Below are 18,563 nucleotides of genomic sequence, written 5' to 3' on the forward strand. Positions count from 1 at the left end.
CTGTTGTGCTGATGAATGGATGGGTTTATGCTTATTATGTATTGTTAGTAGCCTGCTTTGTTATCAGTTTATTCCACCTGAGATATCCGGTGGTGCGGATGCTTAGTTTGCTATTGGCAGCGTCCATTCTTACAGAAATAATAGTAGAGCTGATCGGCACAAAGAAGTTAGGTTTTTTTGTAGTATACCATGTTTTTGTGGTGCTGGAATATAGTCTGATTACAATTATCCTCCGGGCAGGGATCCGCGACTACCGATGGCGGCTGATCATGGGGATCTCTATATTTATATTCGCTTTTTTATCCCTGTTTTACAGTTTCGTCATGGGCAGATGGCAGGCCTTTCCCGGCATAAACATAACCATTGAGAGTTTTCTGGTCATTTGTTGGTGCATTTTATCCTTCTTTTCCATCTCGCCGGATAGTGAAGCGTCTATATTCCAGCATCCTGTTTTTTGGTTAACCCTTGCCTTTTTTATTTATTTCGCCGCTTCTGTGAGCGTAAACGCGTTTTATAACCTGTTACTGGCAAATGACACCGCCAGGGCGAGGCCTTTTTTCGCTGTTTTGAACTCATTATCCAATTACCTGTTGTATATTATGCTGATAAAAGGAGTAGTATGCTTCCGGTCAAACAGGATCTCTTTGTAGCTGTGATCTTTATTTCCCTCTTGGTAACCATCATGGGATTGGTGGTTGTTGCGGCGGTTATAAGTTATAAAAAGAGGCAAGATGCTTATTTACACCAGCTTAAATTAATGAAGGAGGATTACGACAAACAATTGATGTGGTCCCAGATTGAGATGCAGGAAGCAGCTTTCGCTCATCTCGGACAGGAGCTACATGATGATATAGGCCAACTTTTGAGTAGTACAAAATTGCTGATAAATGTTACCCAACGGAACATGAATGAAGTTCCGGATACCCTGCAAACAGCGGAATCTACGCTGAGTACTGCTATACAGAATCTGCGTGCGCTGTCTAAATCGTTCAGCCGTCAATGGCTGGACCAGTTCAGTTTACTGGATAATCTGAAAGCGGAAGTAGAAAGGATTAATACCAGCAGACTCATCAAGGTAACATTTACCCACGATCTGATCGGGCTGCCGTTGCAATCGGAACCGCAGATCATCCTGTTCCGGATTGTACAGGAAGCAATTCAGAATTGTATTAAACATGCCCGTCCACAGGTAATCGATATCAGTATCAGGAAAGCCGCGCAGGAGCTGATCCTGATCATTGCCGACGATGGCGCCGGATTCGATAAAGCTGGTATGTCATCCACGGGAATGGGTATACGCAATATGCAGCATCGGACCAAATTACTGGGTGGCGAGATCCGCTGGGAAGTAACATCTGCCGGCGGAACGGCCGTATTAATAACTTTACCCCTTGAATAATTTTATCTATGAAGATCAACATTGGTATTGCGGATGACCACCAACTATTCCTTAAGTCGCTCAGCCTATTGATCAGCGGGTTTCACGGTTTTCAGATTGTAGCAGAAGCAGTGAATGGTAAGGATATGCTCGACAAATTAGCTAACCTCCCGGCATTACCGGATATTCTGTTACTGGACGTTAATATGCCCGTTATGGATGGCGCGCGCACAGCCGAAGCTGTCATTAAACAATATCCGGGTATCAAAGTGGTGGCCCTTTCCATGAAGGAGAACGACGCCACTATCATCGAAATGCTGAAAGCCGGTTGCTGTGCCTACCTGCTTAAAGACATCCATCCGGCAGAACTGGAAAAAGCATTGAAAGAAATACAAAACACCGGTACCTATTACAACGATGCTTCCAATGTCAACTACCGCCGGCTGCTGGTACAGTCGGAACAGAAACAAACGCTGACCGACCGGGAACGGGAATTTCTCAGTCTTGCCTGCAGCGATCTTACTTATAAAGCCATCGCTGTTAAAATGAATGTCACTGAACGAACGGTAGACGGATACAGGGAAATACTGTTTAATAAGCTGAATGTGCAGAGCAGAACAGGGATGGTGCTGGAGGCGTTGCGACGGCAACTCATCACCTTGTGAGAATTAGGAATAGGGAATGAAGAATTAAGAATGCCAGCGAAGATTGTAAACGCGGAGATCATATTCGCTACAATCTGCGCTGGCATTCTTAATTCTTCATTCCCTATTCCTAATTCTTATTGTCGTACTTTCGGGCGTCAGTACAATCAAACCTGTTTTAATGATGAATCAACCGCCCATACTGGAAGTTAATCTGCTGAATGTTTCCTACGGCTCGTTCCATGCGGTCAGCGATGTTTCCTTTGAAGTATACGGAGGAGAAATATTTGGTTTACTGGGGCCTAACGGCGCCGGTAAAACAAGTACGCTCAGCGCCATCGAAGGACTGATCAAACCGCAATCAGGGAGTATAAACGTAGCCGGATTCAATATCGCTCAAAAGCCTTTGCATGCCCGCGCTAACATGGGGGTACAATTGCAGGCCACCAGCTTTCAGCCAGAGCTTTCCATTGCTGAGATCATCCGGCTCTTTGCCAGTATTTACGGAATTGCCATCGACGACAATGTTATCCGTCAGCAGCTGGGACAGATTGGACTGGAAGATGCCGGTAGTAAAAAGATTGCCCAGCTTTCCGGAGGGCAGCAGCAACGCGTTTCGCTGCTCATTTCCACTATTCACGATCCGCAGCTGATTTTGCTCGATGAACCTACAACAGGGCTCGATCCGCAGTCGAGACGCCAACTGTGGGAAAGGATCGAACATTACCGTAACCGGGGCCATGCGGTGTTACTGACTACTCATTCCATGGAAGAAGCAGAAGCCATCTGCGACCGGATCGCCATTATCGATCATGGCCGGGTGATTGCCATCGATACGCCTGAAGCACTGGTAGAAAAGCACCGCAACGATCCGGAGGTATTGAAAGTGGTCAGGAAAGGGAAGGTGACTTTGGAAGATGTATTTATTGGTTTAACGGGAACGGCTGTACGCCCTTAACAAAAGCTGTCTGAAAATGGAAACAAGAATACCGAAAAATTCAACTGTACTGACAGCTCTGCTACGGGCGGATTTTACCACTCTTTGGCGTAACCGGCGTTCTTTCCGGTTGGTACTGATAGTACCTGTTATTATACTGATTTCCTGGCGTGGACTGGTAGACAAGCTGGGTGGTGTATTTGTAATATCTTCCTGTATCACCATCGGACTTACCAGTGTAGGGCTGATGGGGTATTCCAATGCTATCGCGCGCGACCGCGACAGGGGCGTGTTTCAGCGGCTTCGGGTGGCTCCGGTATCTACCTGGACTATCATGATCAGCAGGTTACTGGTACAAATAGCCATGATATTAGTGATGACCATCCTTGTTTTTATGGTAGGATATTATGCAGACCATATACGCATACCGGCTGTTGGTTATGTAACGGGCTTATTGATGTCGCTACTGGGAGGCGCGGTGTACCTGGGCCTGGGCCAGGCCATTGTGGGCAGGATCAGGAACCCGGATACCGTGAGTGCCACCACCCGTTTTGTTTATTTTATTTTCATCATGGTTGGCATGATAGGAGAGTTTGGTATGTTGGGTGAAATGATAGGCGAGATCGTGAAATGGTCGCCCTACGGTGTGGTAAGATCCGTGCTGGCGGCCAGCCTGGATCCTTCCACATGGACGCTGGAAACAACCTATGCGTTGTTCGCTTCAGTAGGTTATACGATATTGTTCACTTTGCTCGGTGTGAAATGGTTTAAATGGAATTAGTTTTTCATTTTTGAATTGATGAATTCCCATTCATTGATATGAGCATTGCGATGTTCCTTTTTTACGATGGCATCGAACGCGCTCAGCAACTCCGGATGGGCAGCAGCCAGGTTATGCGCTTCTGCTTTATCTGTGCTGAGATCGTAGAGTTCCCATAATATGCCGTGATTTTTCTTCATACCATTTTTTATCGCTTTCCATTTACCCATACGGATAGCAATAGCGCCGCCTTTTTCAGGATATTCAAAATAAACGTATTTCCGGCTCGCTTGTGAGGCCTGATGGCCGGTCATTTCCGGCAGCAGCGATATGCCATCGTTGGCGGGAGGCTTTATGCCGGCGATGTCCGCGAAAGTGGCCATCATATCGTATTGTACGCCTACCAGTTCAGATGATTTACCGGCAGGGATTTTTCCGGGCCAGCGGGCAATGAGCGGTTCGCGTATGCCGCCTTCATAAAGATCCATTTTCAATCCTCTTAACCCGCCGGTGCTGTTGAAGAAGGAGGCGTCTACTCCGCCATTGAAGGCGGTGCCGTTATCGCTGGAGAACAGGATCACGGTGTTATCGTCGAGGCCCAGGCTGGCAACGAGTTTCATGATGATGCCCACCTGTGTATCGAGGTAGGTAATCATGGCTGCGTAGGCTGAGAGCGGGTATTTATGCGGTGTGTAGCCCTGCTGGCCATAGTAAGGCTTTTCATTGAATAAGCCGATGTATTGTTTCAGGGCGCTGTCGGGCACCTGTAATGAAACATGTGGTATAGTGTAGGGCAGGTATAGGAAGAAGGGAGTATCGCGATGACCCTTAATAAACTGCGCCGCTTTTTTGGTCATCTCATCTACTGCATAGTCCTTTCCTTTATAGGCATCAAAATCAGCATCAGTAGCGGTGGCAGGATCCAGTGACTTATGAACGCTGATAGGCGGATTGCGCAGGCTGTCGGCCTTGCCATTTTCCCAGAGATGAGTAGGGTAGTAGTTGTGCGCCTGCTTCTGATCGAGATAGCCGTAGAAGTAATTAAAGCCCTGTTTATTAGGATCGCCGGTTGTGAACGGCATGCCCAGGCCCCATTTGCCGATGGCGGCGGTGGTATACCCGGCCTGTTGCATCATATGGCCAACGGTAACAGCGCCTTCCGGCAGCGGCATTTGTCCGCCTTCGAGCGAGTCTGCGAAGCCTCCCATTTCGTAGTTGCCACGGATATAGGAATGTCCGCCATGACGCCCGGTGAGCAACATGCAACGGGCAGGTGCACAAACCGGTGTGCTGGTATAAAATTGGTTAAAGTGAATGCCTTCGGCAGAAAGACGATCGAGATTGGGCGTTTTTATTTTGGTTTGTCCGTATGGACCGGTTTCAGCATATCCGAGGTCGTCTGCATAGATAAAAATAATATTAGGCTTCTGTTTGGCGCTGGTAGTATGCGTTTGGGCAGAAGCATACAAACCGGTTGCCAGCAGGCAGCCGAGGAGGAGGTTTTTGATCATGGCTCACTGTAAATTTACGTCAAGATAAAAAAGAAATGCGAGAATGTAAAGCAGCAGGAGGTAGATCGTGCAAGCGTTTGACGTTCCGGCTATCAGATAAAAACGGTGATTATCTTATTTTACTTTTTATAAAATACCTGCTTCAGACCATCGCATGATTTAGGTGTTACTACCAGCGGTATTTTTTCTACCAGCGTTTGATTGCTATCGAGTCCAAATGCTTTACTATCAGAGGTGGCTAATTTATTGATCGCAAAATAGCTGTTGAGAATAAATCCTTCCCGTACAGAAAATTCGTTATCGTAAGACAACATATTTTCGAAGATGACGAACTTATAGTTGCCCAGATTGTCGGAAGCCAGTGCGGGAAAGCGTTTCAGCGCATCCAGTTCTTCATTATGGATCATGTCTTTTACCACATTCCGGAACATCAGTCCTATTCTTGGCTGTACCCGGAAGCCCAGCATAAAGTCTATCCGGATTATTTTACCATCATTCATTTCCTCTACACCGTACTCCATTGTAAACGGTTCATCTGTACGTTCAATGTGAATCAGCCAGTACATATCGGCCCGTTTGGGCGTATGCTGAAAGATAGAAGTTAATATTCTCTTTTCAATCTGGTGAGAGCGATCGGCTTTGGTTAAATAAATAAGGTGAGAAGTAGTCTTGGGTATGGTATTGTCGCTACTCAGTTTTACTATTTGATCCAGGTATTTATTTAAATTGATAAAACTCAGAAAGCGGTTGGTGATTTTACGTGCATTAAACCAGATGTACATGGTGGATATCAATCCTACTTCGAACACCAGGAAGAATAACCGTTTTACAATCTTTATGGCATTGGCCACAAAGAAGGAAGATTCTACCGCAACGAATAAAATCATGATCAGCGATACTACCCATAGCGGATAATGTTTTACGTACCGGAGAAAATAAAACATGAGTATGGTTGTCATCAACATGGCAATGGTGATGGAAAAGCCGTATGCAGCGGTCATTGATTCACTGGTGCGGAAGTATAGTACTACCAGGAAGCAGCCGATACACAATATCCAGTTGATGCTGGGGATATAGATTTGTCCACGGATATTAGTGGGGAATTTTACAGTGACTTTAGGCCAGAAATTTAAACTGATGGCTTCGCTGATCAAAGTAAAAGAACCGCTGATGAGTGCCTGGCTGGCGATGATAGAAGCACAGGTGGCGATGAGGATGGAGGGGAGCAGGAACCAGTGCGGCACGATGGCAAAAAAAGGATTCACACCTCCCAGGTTACTTTTATGTTGCAGTAACGTCCAGGCTCCCTGCCCGAGGTAATTAAGCACCAGCGTGGTTTTTACAAATATCCAGGTTGCCTGTATATTCTTTTTGCCACAATGCCCGAGGTCGGAGTATAATGCTTCTGCCCCAGTGGTGCAGAGAAATACGGCGCCTAGCAGCCAGAATCCTTTGGGGTGTTCTGTAAGCAGCGAAAGGGCATATGAGGGATTTAATGCCATGAAAATGCGGGGGTAATGAATAATCTGGCTGATACCCAACACACCCAGCATCGTAAACCAGAGGAACATCACAGGCCCAAATGATCCGCCTACCACCCTGGTACCAAAACGCTGGAAAATAAAGAGCAGCAGGATAATGACCAGCACAATTTCCATCACGAGGTTGTTGCCCGGCACAATTACATGTTCCAGGCCTCTTACCATATTTAATCCTTCTATGGCAGAAGTTACTGTGATCGGTGGCGTGATAATGCCATCCGCCAACAGGGTGCCTGCTCCTATGATGGCCGGAAAGACGAGCTTGGGACCAAAGCGCCTTACCAGCGCATACAGCGAAAATACGCCACCTTCGCCTTTGTTATCGGCTTGCAGGGTAATGATCACGTATTTGAACGTTGTTTGCAGGGTTAAGGTCCAGAAAATGCAGGAAATAGCACCAAATACCAGGTGCTCGTCAATAATGCCACCATCGTTCATGATGGTCTGAAATGTGTATAGGGGCGATGTTCCGATATCGCCATAAATGATTCCAAGTGCAATCAACAGACCAGCCGTGGTGATCCGTTTAAAATGATGATGATGATGCGAATCCATGTCGTAGGTTGTAAATACAATCTGGCGCGAAAGTACGATATGCGGCATACCTATGTCAAAATGATAAAGTCCAAATGGCTTATTTTAAGGAGATTTTAAGCTGGGTTTTTATATAATTTAAATTGTATAATTATTCTTATCCTTCATATGAACGCCATGTATTCAGGGTTTTTGTATGAAGTTATCCCTTGCATCTTCCGGCATAGCAGAACGATCACTGCTGGTAGCAGCCAGATCCTGCATCGCCTGCTGCAAAACCTCTTCTCTCTGCTCTTTACTTAATGTGCTTTCGTCAAGAATCGCCCTGGCTTCTGCGGTTCTTCCCAGTGTCATTAGCGCCAGCTGAAGATTTTCATGGATCACAAGATCTTGCGGAAGCTGCGCAATAGCTTGTTTATAACTGTCTGCTGCTTTTTCGAGTTGATTTGTTCGATGGTACAACACTCCCAACTCATTGCGGCCAATAGGATCTTCTTTCAGGGCCAGTGCCTGCTGATAAGCAATAATAGCATCAGGATAGGATTTTCGGTCTGCAAGGGCTAATCCGAGGTTATTGTAATAAATCCAGTTCTGGTTATCTGTATCGATTGCCTGTTGATAGTACGTGATGGCCTGGTCATATTGCTGTTGCTGGTAATACACCAGTCCTATGCCATTTAGCAGCCGGCCATTGCCGGGATCCAGCCGCAGTGCATCCTGGTAGTGATCAAGCGCCTTTTCAAATGCCTGTTGTCTTATACAGATGCGTGCAAGGGTTTCATGGTAATCAGGGTTCTCTGGCTGGAGCTGAAGCGCTCTTTCGGCGTATTTAGTGGCTTCTTCATATTGTCCATTCTCCAGTGCTGCAATAGCCACATTAGACCAGTTAACCGCATTGTCGGGCTCCAGCTCCAGGGCCTTTCTGTATGCATCTGCAGCCTGCGTGTTTGCGTTGATGGTACCCAAAACAATCCCGAGGTTGCGATAATAAACAGGAACATCGGGCTTGGCAGCTATGCTCATCTCGCAGTATTCCAGCGCTTTGCCGTAATCGCCCCGTCCGTAATAAATGTTATTCAGTGCATTCATCGCAATGTCGTCGTCGGGCCGTAATGCCAGTAATTGCAGGTAGGCCTGTTCTGCCTCGTCTTTTCTACCGGCTTTTTCATAAGCATTGCAGATATTTTCCAGGTATACTTTTTCCTGAGGCTCCTTGCGGGAAGCCTCAATAAAGTACTCCACCGCCTTCGTGTAGTCGTTCCTGTCATAATAGAGTTTACCCAATTGATTCAGGTATTGACCATTGGGCTCATTTTCTGAGAGGTCGGCTGCTTTCTGAAAGGCTTCTATGGCTTCATCCTGCTTATCAAGAGCTATATACGCCAATCCCAGGTTGTCGTAATAGACTGGTTCTTCATCATTCAGCGAAATGGCTTTTTGATATTGCGTAATGGCATCCTGCCAGCGTTGCTGACGATAATAAAAATTGCCAAGCCTTGCCCAGCTGTCTGCGTCATTATCTGTATACGCCGCAGTTTGATACAAATTTTCCGCCGCAGTAAGATTGCCTGCAGCTACTTCCTGTTCTGCCAGCTCCTGCAGTACGGCGGCCAGGTTCTGTTTATATATCGACTCATGGTTATTGGCGTTGATCGCTTTTCTGTACCACGACTCGGCGATGGTATACTCTTTAGAAGCATAGTACATATTGCCAATAAAGTTATAGACCCAATCGTTCCAGTCAGGTCTTATTTGCAGACACCTGTTATAAGCTGTCAGGGCCTGTTCTTTCAGCCCTTCTTTTTCATAACATTCAGCCATGGCCCAGTACGCATTGAAATTATCAGCATCTTTCTCCAAAGCCTGTTGCAGATACTGTTTGGCCTGATCGAACTGCGTTTCTTTTTTATATAAATTTCCCAGGTCTACCAATGCAGCGCCCAGATTAGGTTCCAATGCCACCGCTTTATGATACCAGGCCAGCGCTTCTTCCATATTTCCTTTGTTGTACCAGGCGGAGCCCATATTTCTGAGTGCGCCATACAATACCGGATAGGTAGCGCATTGATCTGCCGGGATATGGTTTTTTTCTAAAAGATTTGTCTGAGTCCTGTCTTGGCGGTCGTCGATTTTTTTTAACAGGTCTTCCAGGGAAGGAGCTTCATGATCAAACCACTTATTATCCAGGTATAAGTTCAGTAAGCGTTTATAGGCGTCGGTTTCCAGGCAATTCTTTGCTTGTGCATCCAGGTACCAGGATGCCGCTCCATCCGGATCATCATCTGCTTTAAAACAATCACCCATTTGGTTCAGAATAGCGAAGTTGTTCGGCTGATCCGCGATTGCCTGGAGCAGCAGGTTACGGGCTTGCTGGGGTTCGTCCTTATTCAGACTGATCAATGCCTCTACACGTAGTATCATTACATGTCCCGGCAACAGTTGTTTGGCCAGCTCAAGATATTTTTTTATCAGTGACTGATCGTGGTGATAGTAGAGAATGATCTGTGCATATATAGTGGCGGCCCGTACGCGTATCTCCGCATCCAGCAATTCATTATCGGCCATTGCGCTGTATAAGTCGCAAACATCCGGCCAGCGGCCATCCTGTACAAGCATTGCGTACTTATTGTATACCGGAGGTAACTGCCGGCCCGGTTGCCATTGCGGAAGCAGCCCTGTTAGCATATAGCAAAGATCTTCCCGGTAGAACACCGCAGCTTCGGCAAACAGTTTTGTCCAAAGGGCCCAACCGGCTTCATGACTGGTATGGTAAGCCGCTGATAACTGTGTCAGCTGCCTTTCATAGGCCAGTTCATAATAGTCGTTCCTCAACCGGATCAGGAGGCGAACGGTTTCGTCGTCATCAGGGTCGATCTTATCCAGCTGCAGGTTATGCCAGGCATCAAAGGGATGTTTGACATCCAGTTGTACCCGCAGGTTTTCCAGCACGTCTGCTATCCTGCGCATATCACAGCCGGGAATAAGTGCTGCAGTTTTGTATGTTTCAGCCAGCAGCGCAGAAATGTCTTCTTGTGTGATCATTGTTTCAGGATTGATTGAATGAAGAGCTGGGTCTGTTGGTGATCATATCCGTGGCGCCTTCGCTAACTATAGCAGTCACCGGTATTTCGCTGCTCGTCTCATTGATGTTGGCGATGGCAGTCCGTTCTTCCAACGCAGGCGTTTTGGCTTTGATACTGCTATTTTCCACAATATTTTCTGATGCATCAGGGGGAGTCAGGTATCCGCTGCGTGTCTTGGGCGATCCCTTTCTTTCCACTGGCACCGAAGCAGGTGGTTTCAATAATCGTATAGGCTCCGGCGTTGTAATGAAAAGTACGGGGCTGCCGAAAGAATTGTCTGTATAGGGCCCGTTCTGTTTCAGATTCTTTCCTAAATAATCTCTTCCGTTCGTAATGGCCTCGCCTACATCCTTCGCCGCCAGTATACTGGTGTAAAATACTTCAAAGAATGCGCAGGAAGTAGGAGTGTTCACTTCATTTTGCATACCAACTACTGCAGGAATATTAAGTAAAGCAAATTCATAGGCCACTCCATGGAGTTGTCCGTTACTGGAACCAATCTTGGCACTGTCGCAAGCCTGAAAGCAAGCCAAAGCTGGCTGCCGCTCAAGCCCTAATATTTCCCGGCTGAAACTGGCTGCAAACTTTTTATCATTCATCCAGTTAATATCCTTTGTCGTGTCTTCCCTCACAGCCAACCGGCCGGTTTGTTCACGTAAGATGGCGTGTCCTACATAGTGAACCGCATAAACGAGGGGTTGCCCGTACCTGGCGCATATCTCTTTTATTTTGCCTGATAACTCTACAAAAGGAATATTCTCAAGGTATTCTACGATCAGGTTGTTATGCTGTTTTTCGAGATTGCCGAACATCTCCCTTACTTTCCGCGCCTCATTGTATCGTTGATCAATAGGAGGGGTGGCATTGGCGTTGCCTTCAACATTCAGCAATACAATGACCAGCAGCTTGTCTGCCGGGAACCCGTCATAGCTCTTCTCCTTCACTCTTCGCATCAAATGGAATCTGGAAGTATTATTGGCAGAAATATAAAAGGAGCCCCCCTGCGAAGTGCGCGGTTTATATAAAGTATATTCCCAGGGTAACATAGCTACTTCCGAACGCTGGTCAAATTCGAGAAAGATCCTGCAGATCTTTTTTCCGGAAGGATTGTTGATCTTTAGCGTTTGTTCTACTTCCCGCATGATGTAATTCCGGCAGTCTTCATTCCCCTTTGTTTTACCAAATAACAATTTGGATAACATCTCACCTAATAGCTCAAAATCCTCCCGCTGGAAAAGATCCGCATCGGCTTTTATCAGGTTCAGCACTTTATGAAAAACCTTGGCAATACCAAGTTCTACACGAACATTATTGACCTTGTCGTCATCCTCATCTGTATCAAAAGGAGAGGGTGGACCCGGGTTCTCATCTTTTGTAAAGTGTATATTACCGTCCTTGAAGTTGATCTTGATATTAATGTAATTGCTTGCCATAGCCATCAGATTAAAGTGCCTGGATTTTTTCGTCGAGGATGCTCCAATCATTTTTCTCCTCCGTGAATGCAGCTCCAAAATTGAACTTGGGTGCTATCAGATCGCTTACTTCCCGGATGTACTTTTCCATCAGTTTTTTGGCATGCGGTGCTGTGAGATCAGGGCTTTGCCGCATTTCTATATTTAGCACGCGTAGCATATCTTTTATCTTGTCCTTTTGTGCTGCCGATACTTCCGGGGTTTTCAGTTCTTCCAGTATTTTCTTATAGGATTGGTAAACAGGCAGCAATGATACATCACCCCTTTCTTCCGACCTGGCAACATTAAATAGTATGTATTCGTCGTCTCTGAAGGGTTTGGCAGTACCAGCATCCTCACCATAATAAAGCCGGTTTTCTTTTACAAAAAATTTACCGGGATCAGGGTCTTTGGTAGAGGAGTCCAGCAATACAAAATACCCTGGAGTAAATTCATTATTCGGACCATTACCAAATTCCTCTCTGAAGCCGAACAAGGGTTGTATTGTTTTCAGATCCAACAGGTTGTCTATCCCGTTAATTAATACACGGGCAATATTGGTATAGTTGTTAACCAGCAACTTCATGCTTTCGCCGAATACACCGGAAATATCTTCCACGAATTTCAGTGAAGAAGCTAAATAGTCCTTACTGGTATATTGGCAAAGCACCAGACTAAGCGTAACACGGTCGCCTCTGTAAGGATGCGTGCCTGCGACCCTGGTGTCAAGGAACAACATGCCCTGAGGGATTTCCTGTGATTTATCTTTAAACAGGCTCCGGCCAACAACAAACGGATCTTCTATTTTTTGTTCTCCATAGATGTAACCACTGAGAGAAACAACCATTGGCTCTATTTCGCGTAGCCATTTTCTTCTGGATGATAGAAACATTTCATTCACGCTGACAGTGAAGTAATGTTGTTCCGGAATGAATGCACCTTCCAGTTGCTGTGCTACATCAGTGTTGTTGTTATGTATGCGTATTAAATGTGGTAAAGTGGTAGGGGTAGCATACAATTTGCTGAAAAATTCTTTTAATCCCATTTCTATAGGTTTTGGGTGAAGGGGTAAAAATTGAATAGGAGTTCTTCAGAACAATGCACTATAAATTTCTGTAAATTCTTTTGAAAAACAAAAACAAATTATATTATAATATTTTTTATTCTACAACTGACGTAGGCCTGTAACTTGGCGCCCCTGCATTACTCTCTCCCAACGCCTTTCTGTACTCTCTCGGTGATTTTCCCTGGTAAATCTTAAACTGCCTGTTGAAATAAGACATATTATCAAACCCACAGGCGTAGCATATTTCAGATATCCCGTGATCGGTACCTATCAGTAATTTTGTAGCATGACTAATCCTCGTTTCATTCACAAACTGCGAAAACGTTTTGCCGGTTCTCCTCTTAAAATACCGGCAAAATGCGGCTTCGCTCATACAGGCGAGAGAAGCGGCTGATTTGCTATCTACATGACTATGGTAATTTTCCAACACGTATTTAAATATCGCCGTAAGCTTTTTCGAATCCACATCCTTATAATGTATCTTCCTCGGATCGTCTGTCAGCAACATAATATTTTCCCTGCTTTGTTGCGACAGGCCATCCAGCATCTGTAACAATATGATCAGGTTTTTCATTTGCTGATTGGGTTGGAATTGAAAGAACAGGTTACTGAAGGAAGATGATATTTTGCTGAATTTAATTCCTTGTTCAGATAACTCCATCAGTTCTTTTATCTTTCTCAATTCCAGTTTATCAAAAAAATCCCTGCCCATAAAATCTTCCGTAAACTGTACAATAATAGCATGAGCACATCCTTCGCCCGTTCCTGCAGGAGCATTATCGTTGCAGAAACAATGAACCAACCCGGGGCCAAACATGTAAATCTCTCCCTCATTAAAATTCATGACCTTATTTCCTGCATACACTTTACCTGCGCTCTTTACCATCAGAATTAACTCATGCCCGTGATGAAAATGAAAGGTATTCGTGAAACGAGGCTGACAAAATTCTTTGATCACAAAGCTGGCATTCTCCGGAGTGGAGATGTGTCGGTAGGCAACTTTCATAACGTTAGTTTTAGTACACTATTTATTTTATAATGGGGGAATTTGGAATTATGGTAAATATAGTATCAATATTTTGCAAATGAAGTACTTTTATTTCAATGGTAGTCTGAATAAGTTTGTAAGACAATGATTTTACAGCTATTTCACGTTAGAAATCCAACCAGATTACGTACTGCTGGCTGTGCCGCATAAATTTTAAAACTATTTTATAAACCTGATACGTTATGGAACTGGGAATACACAATTGGATGCGGTCCGAAACGATAGCTACTACCATACAACGGGTGGCCGCCATTGGATATACTAAGCTCGAAGTTGCCGGGAATCCTGAACAATATGATACCAAAAGCATACGAAAGCTCATGAAGGATCATGGCCTGACCTGCTGGGGGTCGGTAACACTCATGCTGGGAGAGCGTAACCTGCTTGCCAGGGATGAGGCACAAAGAGCAAAATCAATACAGTATGTGAAAGACGTGGTAAGAATGGTGAAGGAACTGGACGGCCATATGGTATCTGTAGTGCCCGGTACTGTTGGGAAAATTGTACCCGACGGCAGGCCGGAAGAAGAATGGAAATGGGCCGTAGAGGCCATGAAGGAAATCTACGCCTACAGCGAGGCCGCAGGGGTATTGCTGGGCATAGAACCCATCAACCGGTTTGAAACTTATTTCATCAACCGGGCGGATCAGGCGCTGGCATTGGCGGAGGCGGTAGGCCCCAATTGCGGCGTTTGCCTGGATACTTTTCACATGAATATCGAAGAGGCAGATATGTTTGACGCTATCAGAAAGACAAAGGGAAAACTGACTGGCTTTCATGTGGCAGATAACAACCGGATGGCGCCGGGAATGGGGCATCTCAACTGGGAGAAGATCGTGAGCACGCTGAGAGAAGTGAACTACAACGATGTGCTTTCCGTGGAATTCTGCTCTCCGCTGGATCGTACGCCTGCCAACCCTTATCCGGATTCCATTGATGAGAACCCCGAAAATCTTTCTCCTGAACAGGAAAAGTTTCTGCAGGATCATGGAAGCTCTTCGGTGACGGATGCATTTTATACCATGCTGACCACCCGGTCATTTAATACTTTATCAAAACTTATTTAAAGAACAGATGAAAATAGCGAATGTAGAGGCATTTTGGCTGCGCTGTCCGGTTCCGAAGGAAAAACAACATACTTCAGACTATGGATTAATGGCAAATTTCGACATGACGCTGGTGGTGATCACAACAGATGAAGGTCTTCAGGGATTTGGAGAAGCCAAAGCAGCGGTGGGATCTTCAGGTGGGTGCGCCTCCATTGTAAATTGTATCGAAAGTGAATTGAAGCCTGTATTACTGGGTAAGTGTGTGAAAGATATTACCCGTCTTTGGGAAGAAATGTATAATGGTACCCGTGATCATTATGCTTTGTCGAGAGGCCGGAAATTCCCTATACTTGGCAGAAGGGGACTGATGGTATCTGCGATGAGTGGCATTGATACCGCCCTGTGGGATCTGAAAGGCAAAATGCTGAATGTACCGGTAATGGATCTGCTGGGTGGTGCCTGTCGCAGTCATATGCCGGCATATGCCAGCGGAGGCTGGGCGGACGCGGATAATATCGGCGCGCAATTGAAAGGCTATGTAGATAAAGGATTTGGAGGTGTAAAGATGCGTGTTGGCGTGATGGACAAAACCGTGCAGAACAGCATCGACCGGGTAAAAGCCGCGAGAGCCGCTTTAGGACCAGATATTAAGTTGATGGCCGATGCACATGGCACCTTCAGTGTTCCGGAGGCCAAGCAATTTTGCCACGGTGTGAAGGATTGCAACCTTTACTGGTTTGAAGAGCCGATCAGTCCGGATAACAAACCCGGTACGGCAGAAGTAAGGGCATCCACACATATTCCTATCGCTGCAGGCGAAAGTGAATATACCAGTTTTGATGTGAAGGAATTGTTGGATATAAGGGCAATTGATGTCATACAGCCAGATGCAGCTATCATCGGCGGTATCTCAGAAACGATGCGCGTAGCACATCTGGCCAGTGTGCATCAACTGGAGCTGGCGCCACATTGCTGGGGATCTGCGTTTTCCTTTATGGCCGGGCTCAATGTAGCCTTTGCATCGCCTTCGGCAACTGTTATTGAGTTTTCTCTCGGAGGAAATCCAATGATGTATGAACTGGTAAAAGAACAGATCAAGGTGACCAATGGCCTGATACCCGCACCAACAGCTCCGGGATTAGGTGTAAGCCCCGACTGGGATTTCGTACGTACGTTTAAACAAAAAGCTTAGAAATAATGATATGGCAAAAGCACTTAAAATTAACCACGTAACGCTGATTGTCGACAACCTGGAAAAAGCCGGGGAGTTTTATCAGCATGAATTGGGCTTAGAGCCGCTTGCCGCTTTCAGGTTCGATTATCCGGTAATGTTTTTCAAATTCAATGAAGAACAACAATTGCATATCTCTGAATGGGACGACAATACCTCCTTCCGCGGACATGTTTGTGTGCAGGTAGATGACTTTAACAGCCTCTTTTTCCGCATGAAGGAACTGAATATTATAGATGTCAATCCCTGGGGAAAAGTGCGTAAACTGCCCGATGGAGCCATGCAGATGTTTGTACGCGATCCGGCCGGCAACCTCGTGGAAATTTCTTCTGTACCCGGCGCCAGCATTGATCCCCGGATCTTTGCAGATGAGCTTTATGAAGAAGGTCTGTATGTTTCCAATAGAAACGATTTCAGAGGATACCGGTCTGATGATGCCACCTTATATCACGACAGATGAGAAAAAACGTATTGCTGCTGGAAACTATTGCAGACGAGGCATTGGCGGTATTAACGGAGCAGGTAAATGTATTCACAGGATACGATGAGGCCAGCTTAAAAGAGGTGTTGAACAAAACAGACATCCATGCCATCATCACAAGAGGGAAGGGGCAGATCAACCAATCGCTAATGAATGCCTGCCCACATTTGCAGGTGGCGGCCCGTTGCGGCGTGGGGCTCGACAATGTAGATGTAGCGGAAGCAACAGCTCGGAAAGTTAAAGTGATCAACGCACCGGGCAGCAACGCTGCTACCATTGCAGAACACACACTAACGCTGATGTTGATGCTGATGCGCAATATGTATGAGTCAGTAGCACAGGTGAAACAAAACAACTGGAATTGGCGCAATCAATATACAGGAGACGAGCTGAATGGCAAGACCCTGGGAATACTGGGAATGGGCAATATCGGAAAGCGAGTGGCCCGGCTGGGAGATGCCTTTGGTATGAATGTGTTGTATTGGAGCAGGTCTGCACAAGACGTGCCTTATAAATTGCTTTCTCTGGAAGAGGTATTACAACATGCTGATGTAGTAACGCTTCATCTTCCTTTCAGCAAAGAAATAGATCAACTCATCAATGAAAAGCGGCTGGGATTAATGAAACGAACGGCGTTGCTGATCAATACCGCAAGAGGTGCACTGGTAGACCATGACGCATTGCTGAAAGCATTGAATGCACAAATGATTTCAGGATATGCTGCCGATGTGTTGCCAGACGAGCCGCCCGTTCAATCGCTTGGCATTGTTCAGCATCCACGGGCTATCGTTACACCGCATTCCGGCAGCCTTACGGCATCTACCTACCGGCAGATGTGCCTGCTCACGGTAAATAACGTAGTGGCGGTGCTGACAGGTAAAAATCCGGATCCGGATAGTATATATAATCGCAAGGAACTTCAATGATCACCACGAAAATCCCGTAGTTAATAAACTTTGTACAATGAGAAAAATTTGTGTTTGTTTATTGTTCATCACTATTGCGTGCACCGGCCTGCTATCGGCACAATCTTCCAAAAAGATAAAAAAGCCGGTGGTGGTTTTTGTGACAGGCGATCATGAGTACAGCAGTGAGGAAACGATGCCACTGATAGCCGCTGCGCTGGAAAAAGACTACGGCATGAAAACAATCGTTCTCAAAGCATATCCTGATTATAACAGCGAAGAAAATATTCCGGGCCTCGAGGCATTGAAGCAGGCCGACCTGGCCGTCTTTTTCCTGCGCTGGCGCAGGCTTCCTCCTGAGCAACTCGCCTACATAGAGGAATACCTGAAATCCGGAAAACCTGTGATGGGTTTTCGTACTACCACACATGCCTTCCATTTTCCGGAAGGGCATGCCAGTGAAAAATGGAACGCCTTTGGAGAGTTTGCATTAAACGCGCCTCCGGGATGGGGCGGCGCTGCGAAGCATACACATTACGGACATGAGAGCAGTACGGATGTAAGCATCATCCCCGAACAGGCCGGCAATCCGATCCTGACGGGCGTAGCTAAAAATTTCCACGTTCGCTCGTGGCTGTATCGCGTTCTACCGGACTATCCCGTGAAAGGCTCTACCTGGTTGCTGATGGGCAAGGCGGTAAACCCCGATAAAGAAGCGATCGAAAATCCGGTGGCATGGACGGGCACCAATTCCTTTGGAGGCCGGGTTTTTATGACCACCATGGGCCATCCGGAAGATTTCAGACAAGAGCCTTTTCAGCGACTGGTGATCAATGCCATCCACTATGAGCTGGGCCTGAAAGTGCCGAAAAAATGGAAAGGTAAATTAGATATCCACGTGCCCTATCGTGTAACGAAATAAGTATTTCCTGCTAAAAAAATTA

Annotated in this window: 16 protein-coding genes; 10 read left to right on the plus strand and 6 right to left on the minus strand. The window is 46.0% G+C overall.

Translation table 11 applies throughout. The features are described 5' to 3' along the window. Window positions 1-11 precede the first annotated feature (11 nt). From UNH61_RS11425 to UNH61_RS11445, 5 genes are all read left to right on the plus strand, one after another. Entirely contained in the window at window positions 12-650 is a 639-nt protein-coding gene (locus UNH61_RS11425) for a hypothetical protein (protein WP_339071650.1), read from the plus strand. Beyond that, on the plus strand, window positions 620-1,399 hold the full coding sequence (locus UNH61_RS11430; RefSeq protein WP_339071652.1) for an ATP-binding protein: 780 nt from the start codon (window positions 620-622) through the stop codon (window positions 1,397-1,399). Before UNH61_RS11425 ends, UNH61_RS11430 begins: the two co-directional genes overlap by 31 nt. 8 nt (window positions 1,400-1,407) lie before the next feature. Then, the gene (locus tag UNH61_RS11435; protein ID WP_339071655.1) at window positions 1,408-2,043 is read left to right on the plus strand and encodes a response regulator transcription factor; all 636 of its coding nucleotides are present in this window, start codon (window positions 1,408-1,410) and stop codon (window positions 2,041-2,043) included. A gap of 160 nt (window positions 2,044-2,203) precedes the next feature. Next, window positions 2,204-2,980: an ABC transporter ATP-binding protein gene (locus UNH61_RS11440; RefSeq protein ID WP_339071657.1), complete on the plus strand. Its 777-nt coding sequence runs from the start codon at window positions 2,204-2,206 to the stop codon at window positions 2,978-2,980. A 16-nt stretch (window positions 2,981-2,996) separates the two neighbouring features. Then, entirely contained in the window at window positions 2,997-3,740 is a 744-nt protein-coding gene (locus UNH61_RS11445; protein ID WP_339071658.1) for an ABC transporter permease, read from the plus strand. Here UNH61_RS11445 and UNH61_RS11450 read toward each other — a convergent pair. From UNH61_RS11450 to UNH61_RS11475, 6 genes are all read right to left on the minus strand, one after another. After that, window positions 3,737-5,230: an arylsulfatase gene (locus tag UNH61_RS11450; protein WP_339071659.1), complete on the minus strand. Its 1,494-nt coding sequence runs from the start codon at window positions 5,228-5,230 to the stop codon at window positions 3,737-3,739. The genes UNH61_RS11445 and UNH61_RS11450 overlap by 4 nt on opposite strands. A gap of 119 nt (window positions 5,231-5,349) precedes the next feature. Further along, window positions 5,350-7,374 carry a KUP/HAK/KT family potassium transporter gene (locus tag UNH61_RS11455; RefSeq protein WP_339071660.1) on the minus strand — a complete coding sequence of 675 codons (2,025 nt, stop codon included), beginning with the start codon at window positions 7,372-7,374 and terminating at the stop codon, window positions 5,350-5,352. 114 nt (window positions 7,375-7,488) lie between these two features. Beyond that, complete coding sequence (locus tag UNH61_RS11460; protein WP_339071662.1) at window positions 7,489-10,347, minus strand: tetratricopeptide repeat protein; 2,859 nt, start codon at window positions 10,345-10,347, stop codon at window positions 7,489-7,491. Between the two features lie 4 nt (window positions 10,348-10,351). Continuing rightward, entirely contained in the window at window positions 10,352-11,821 is a 1,470-nt protein-coding gene (locus tag UNH61_RS11465) for a CHAT domain-containing protein (protein WP_339071001.1), read from the minus strand. Window positions 11,822-11,831: 10 nt separating this feature from the next. Next, a complete protein-coding gene (locus UNH61_RS11470; protein WP_339071002.1) occupies window positions 11,832-12,884 on the minus strand; it encodes a hypothetical protein in 1,053 nt (350 codons plus the stop codon). 115 nt (window positions 12,885-12,999) lie between these two features. Then, entirely contained in the window at window positions 13,000-13,911 is a 912-nt protein-coding gene (locus UNH61_RS11475) for a helix-turn-helix domain-containing protein (RefSeq protein ID WP_339071004.1), read from the minus strand. A 224-nt stretch (window positions 13,912-14,135) separates the two neighbouring features. On the opposite strand from UNH61_RS11475, the gene UNH61_RS11480 reads away from it, so the two are divergent. The 5 genes from UNH61_RS11480 to UNH61_RS11500 are packed head-to-tail and all read left to right on the plus strand — an operon-like array spanning window position 14,136 to window position 18,541. Further along, window positions 14,136-15,020 carry a sugar phosphate isomerase/epimerase family protein gene (locus UNH61_RS11480; RefSeq protein WP_339071005.1) on the plus strand — a complete coding sequence of 295 codons (885 nt, stop codon included), beginning with the start codon at window positions 14,136-14,138 and terminating at the stop codon, window positions 15,018-15,020. A gap of 7 nt (window positions 15,021-15,027) precedes the next feature. Further along, entirely contained in the window at window positions 15,028-16,194 is a 1,167-nt protein-coding gene (locus tag UNH61_RS11485; protein ID WP_339071006.1) for a mandelate racemase/muconate lactonizing enzyme family protein, read from the plus strand. A 10-nt stretch (window positions 16,195-16,204) separates the two neighbouring features. Then, complete coding sequence (locus tag UNH61_RS11490) at window positions 16,205-16,693, plus strand: VOC family protein (protein ID WP_339071007.1); 489 nt, start codon at window positions 16,205-16,207, stop codon at window positions 16,691-16,693. Next, on the plus strand, window positions 16,690-17,640 hold the full coding sequence (locus UNH61_RS11495; RefSeq protein ID WP_339071009.1) for an NAD(P)-dependent oxidoreductase: 951 nt from the start codon (window positions 16,690-16,692) through the stop codon (window positions 17,638-17,640). Before UNH61_RS11490 ends, UNH61_RS11495 begins: the two co-directional genes overlap by 4 nt. A gap of 37 nt (window positions 17,641-17,677) precedes the next feature. Continuing rightward, window positions 17,678-18,541: a ThuA domain-containing protein gene (locus UNH61_RS11500; RefSeq protein ID WP_339071010.1), complete on the plus strand. Its 864-nt coding sequence runs from the start codon at window positions 17,678-17,680 to the stop codon at window positions 18,539-18,541. Window positions 18,542-18,563: the final 22 nt, after the last annotated feature.

It is taken from the genome of Chitinophaga sp. 180180018-3, from assembly GCF_037893185.1.
Classification (GTDB): domain Bacteria; phylum Bacteroidota; class Bacteroidia; order Chitinophagales; family Chitinophagaceae; genus Chitinophaga.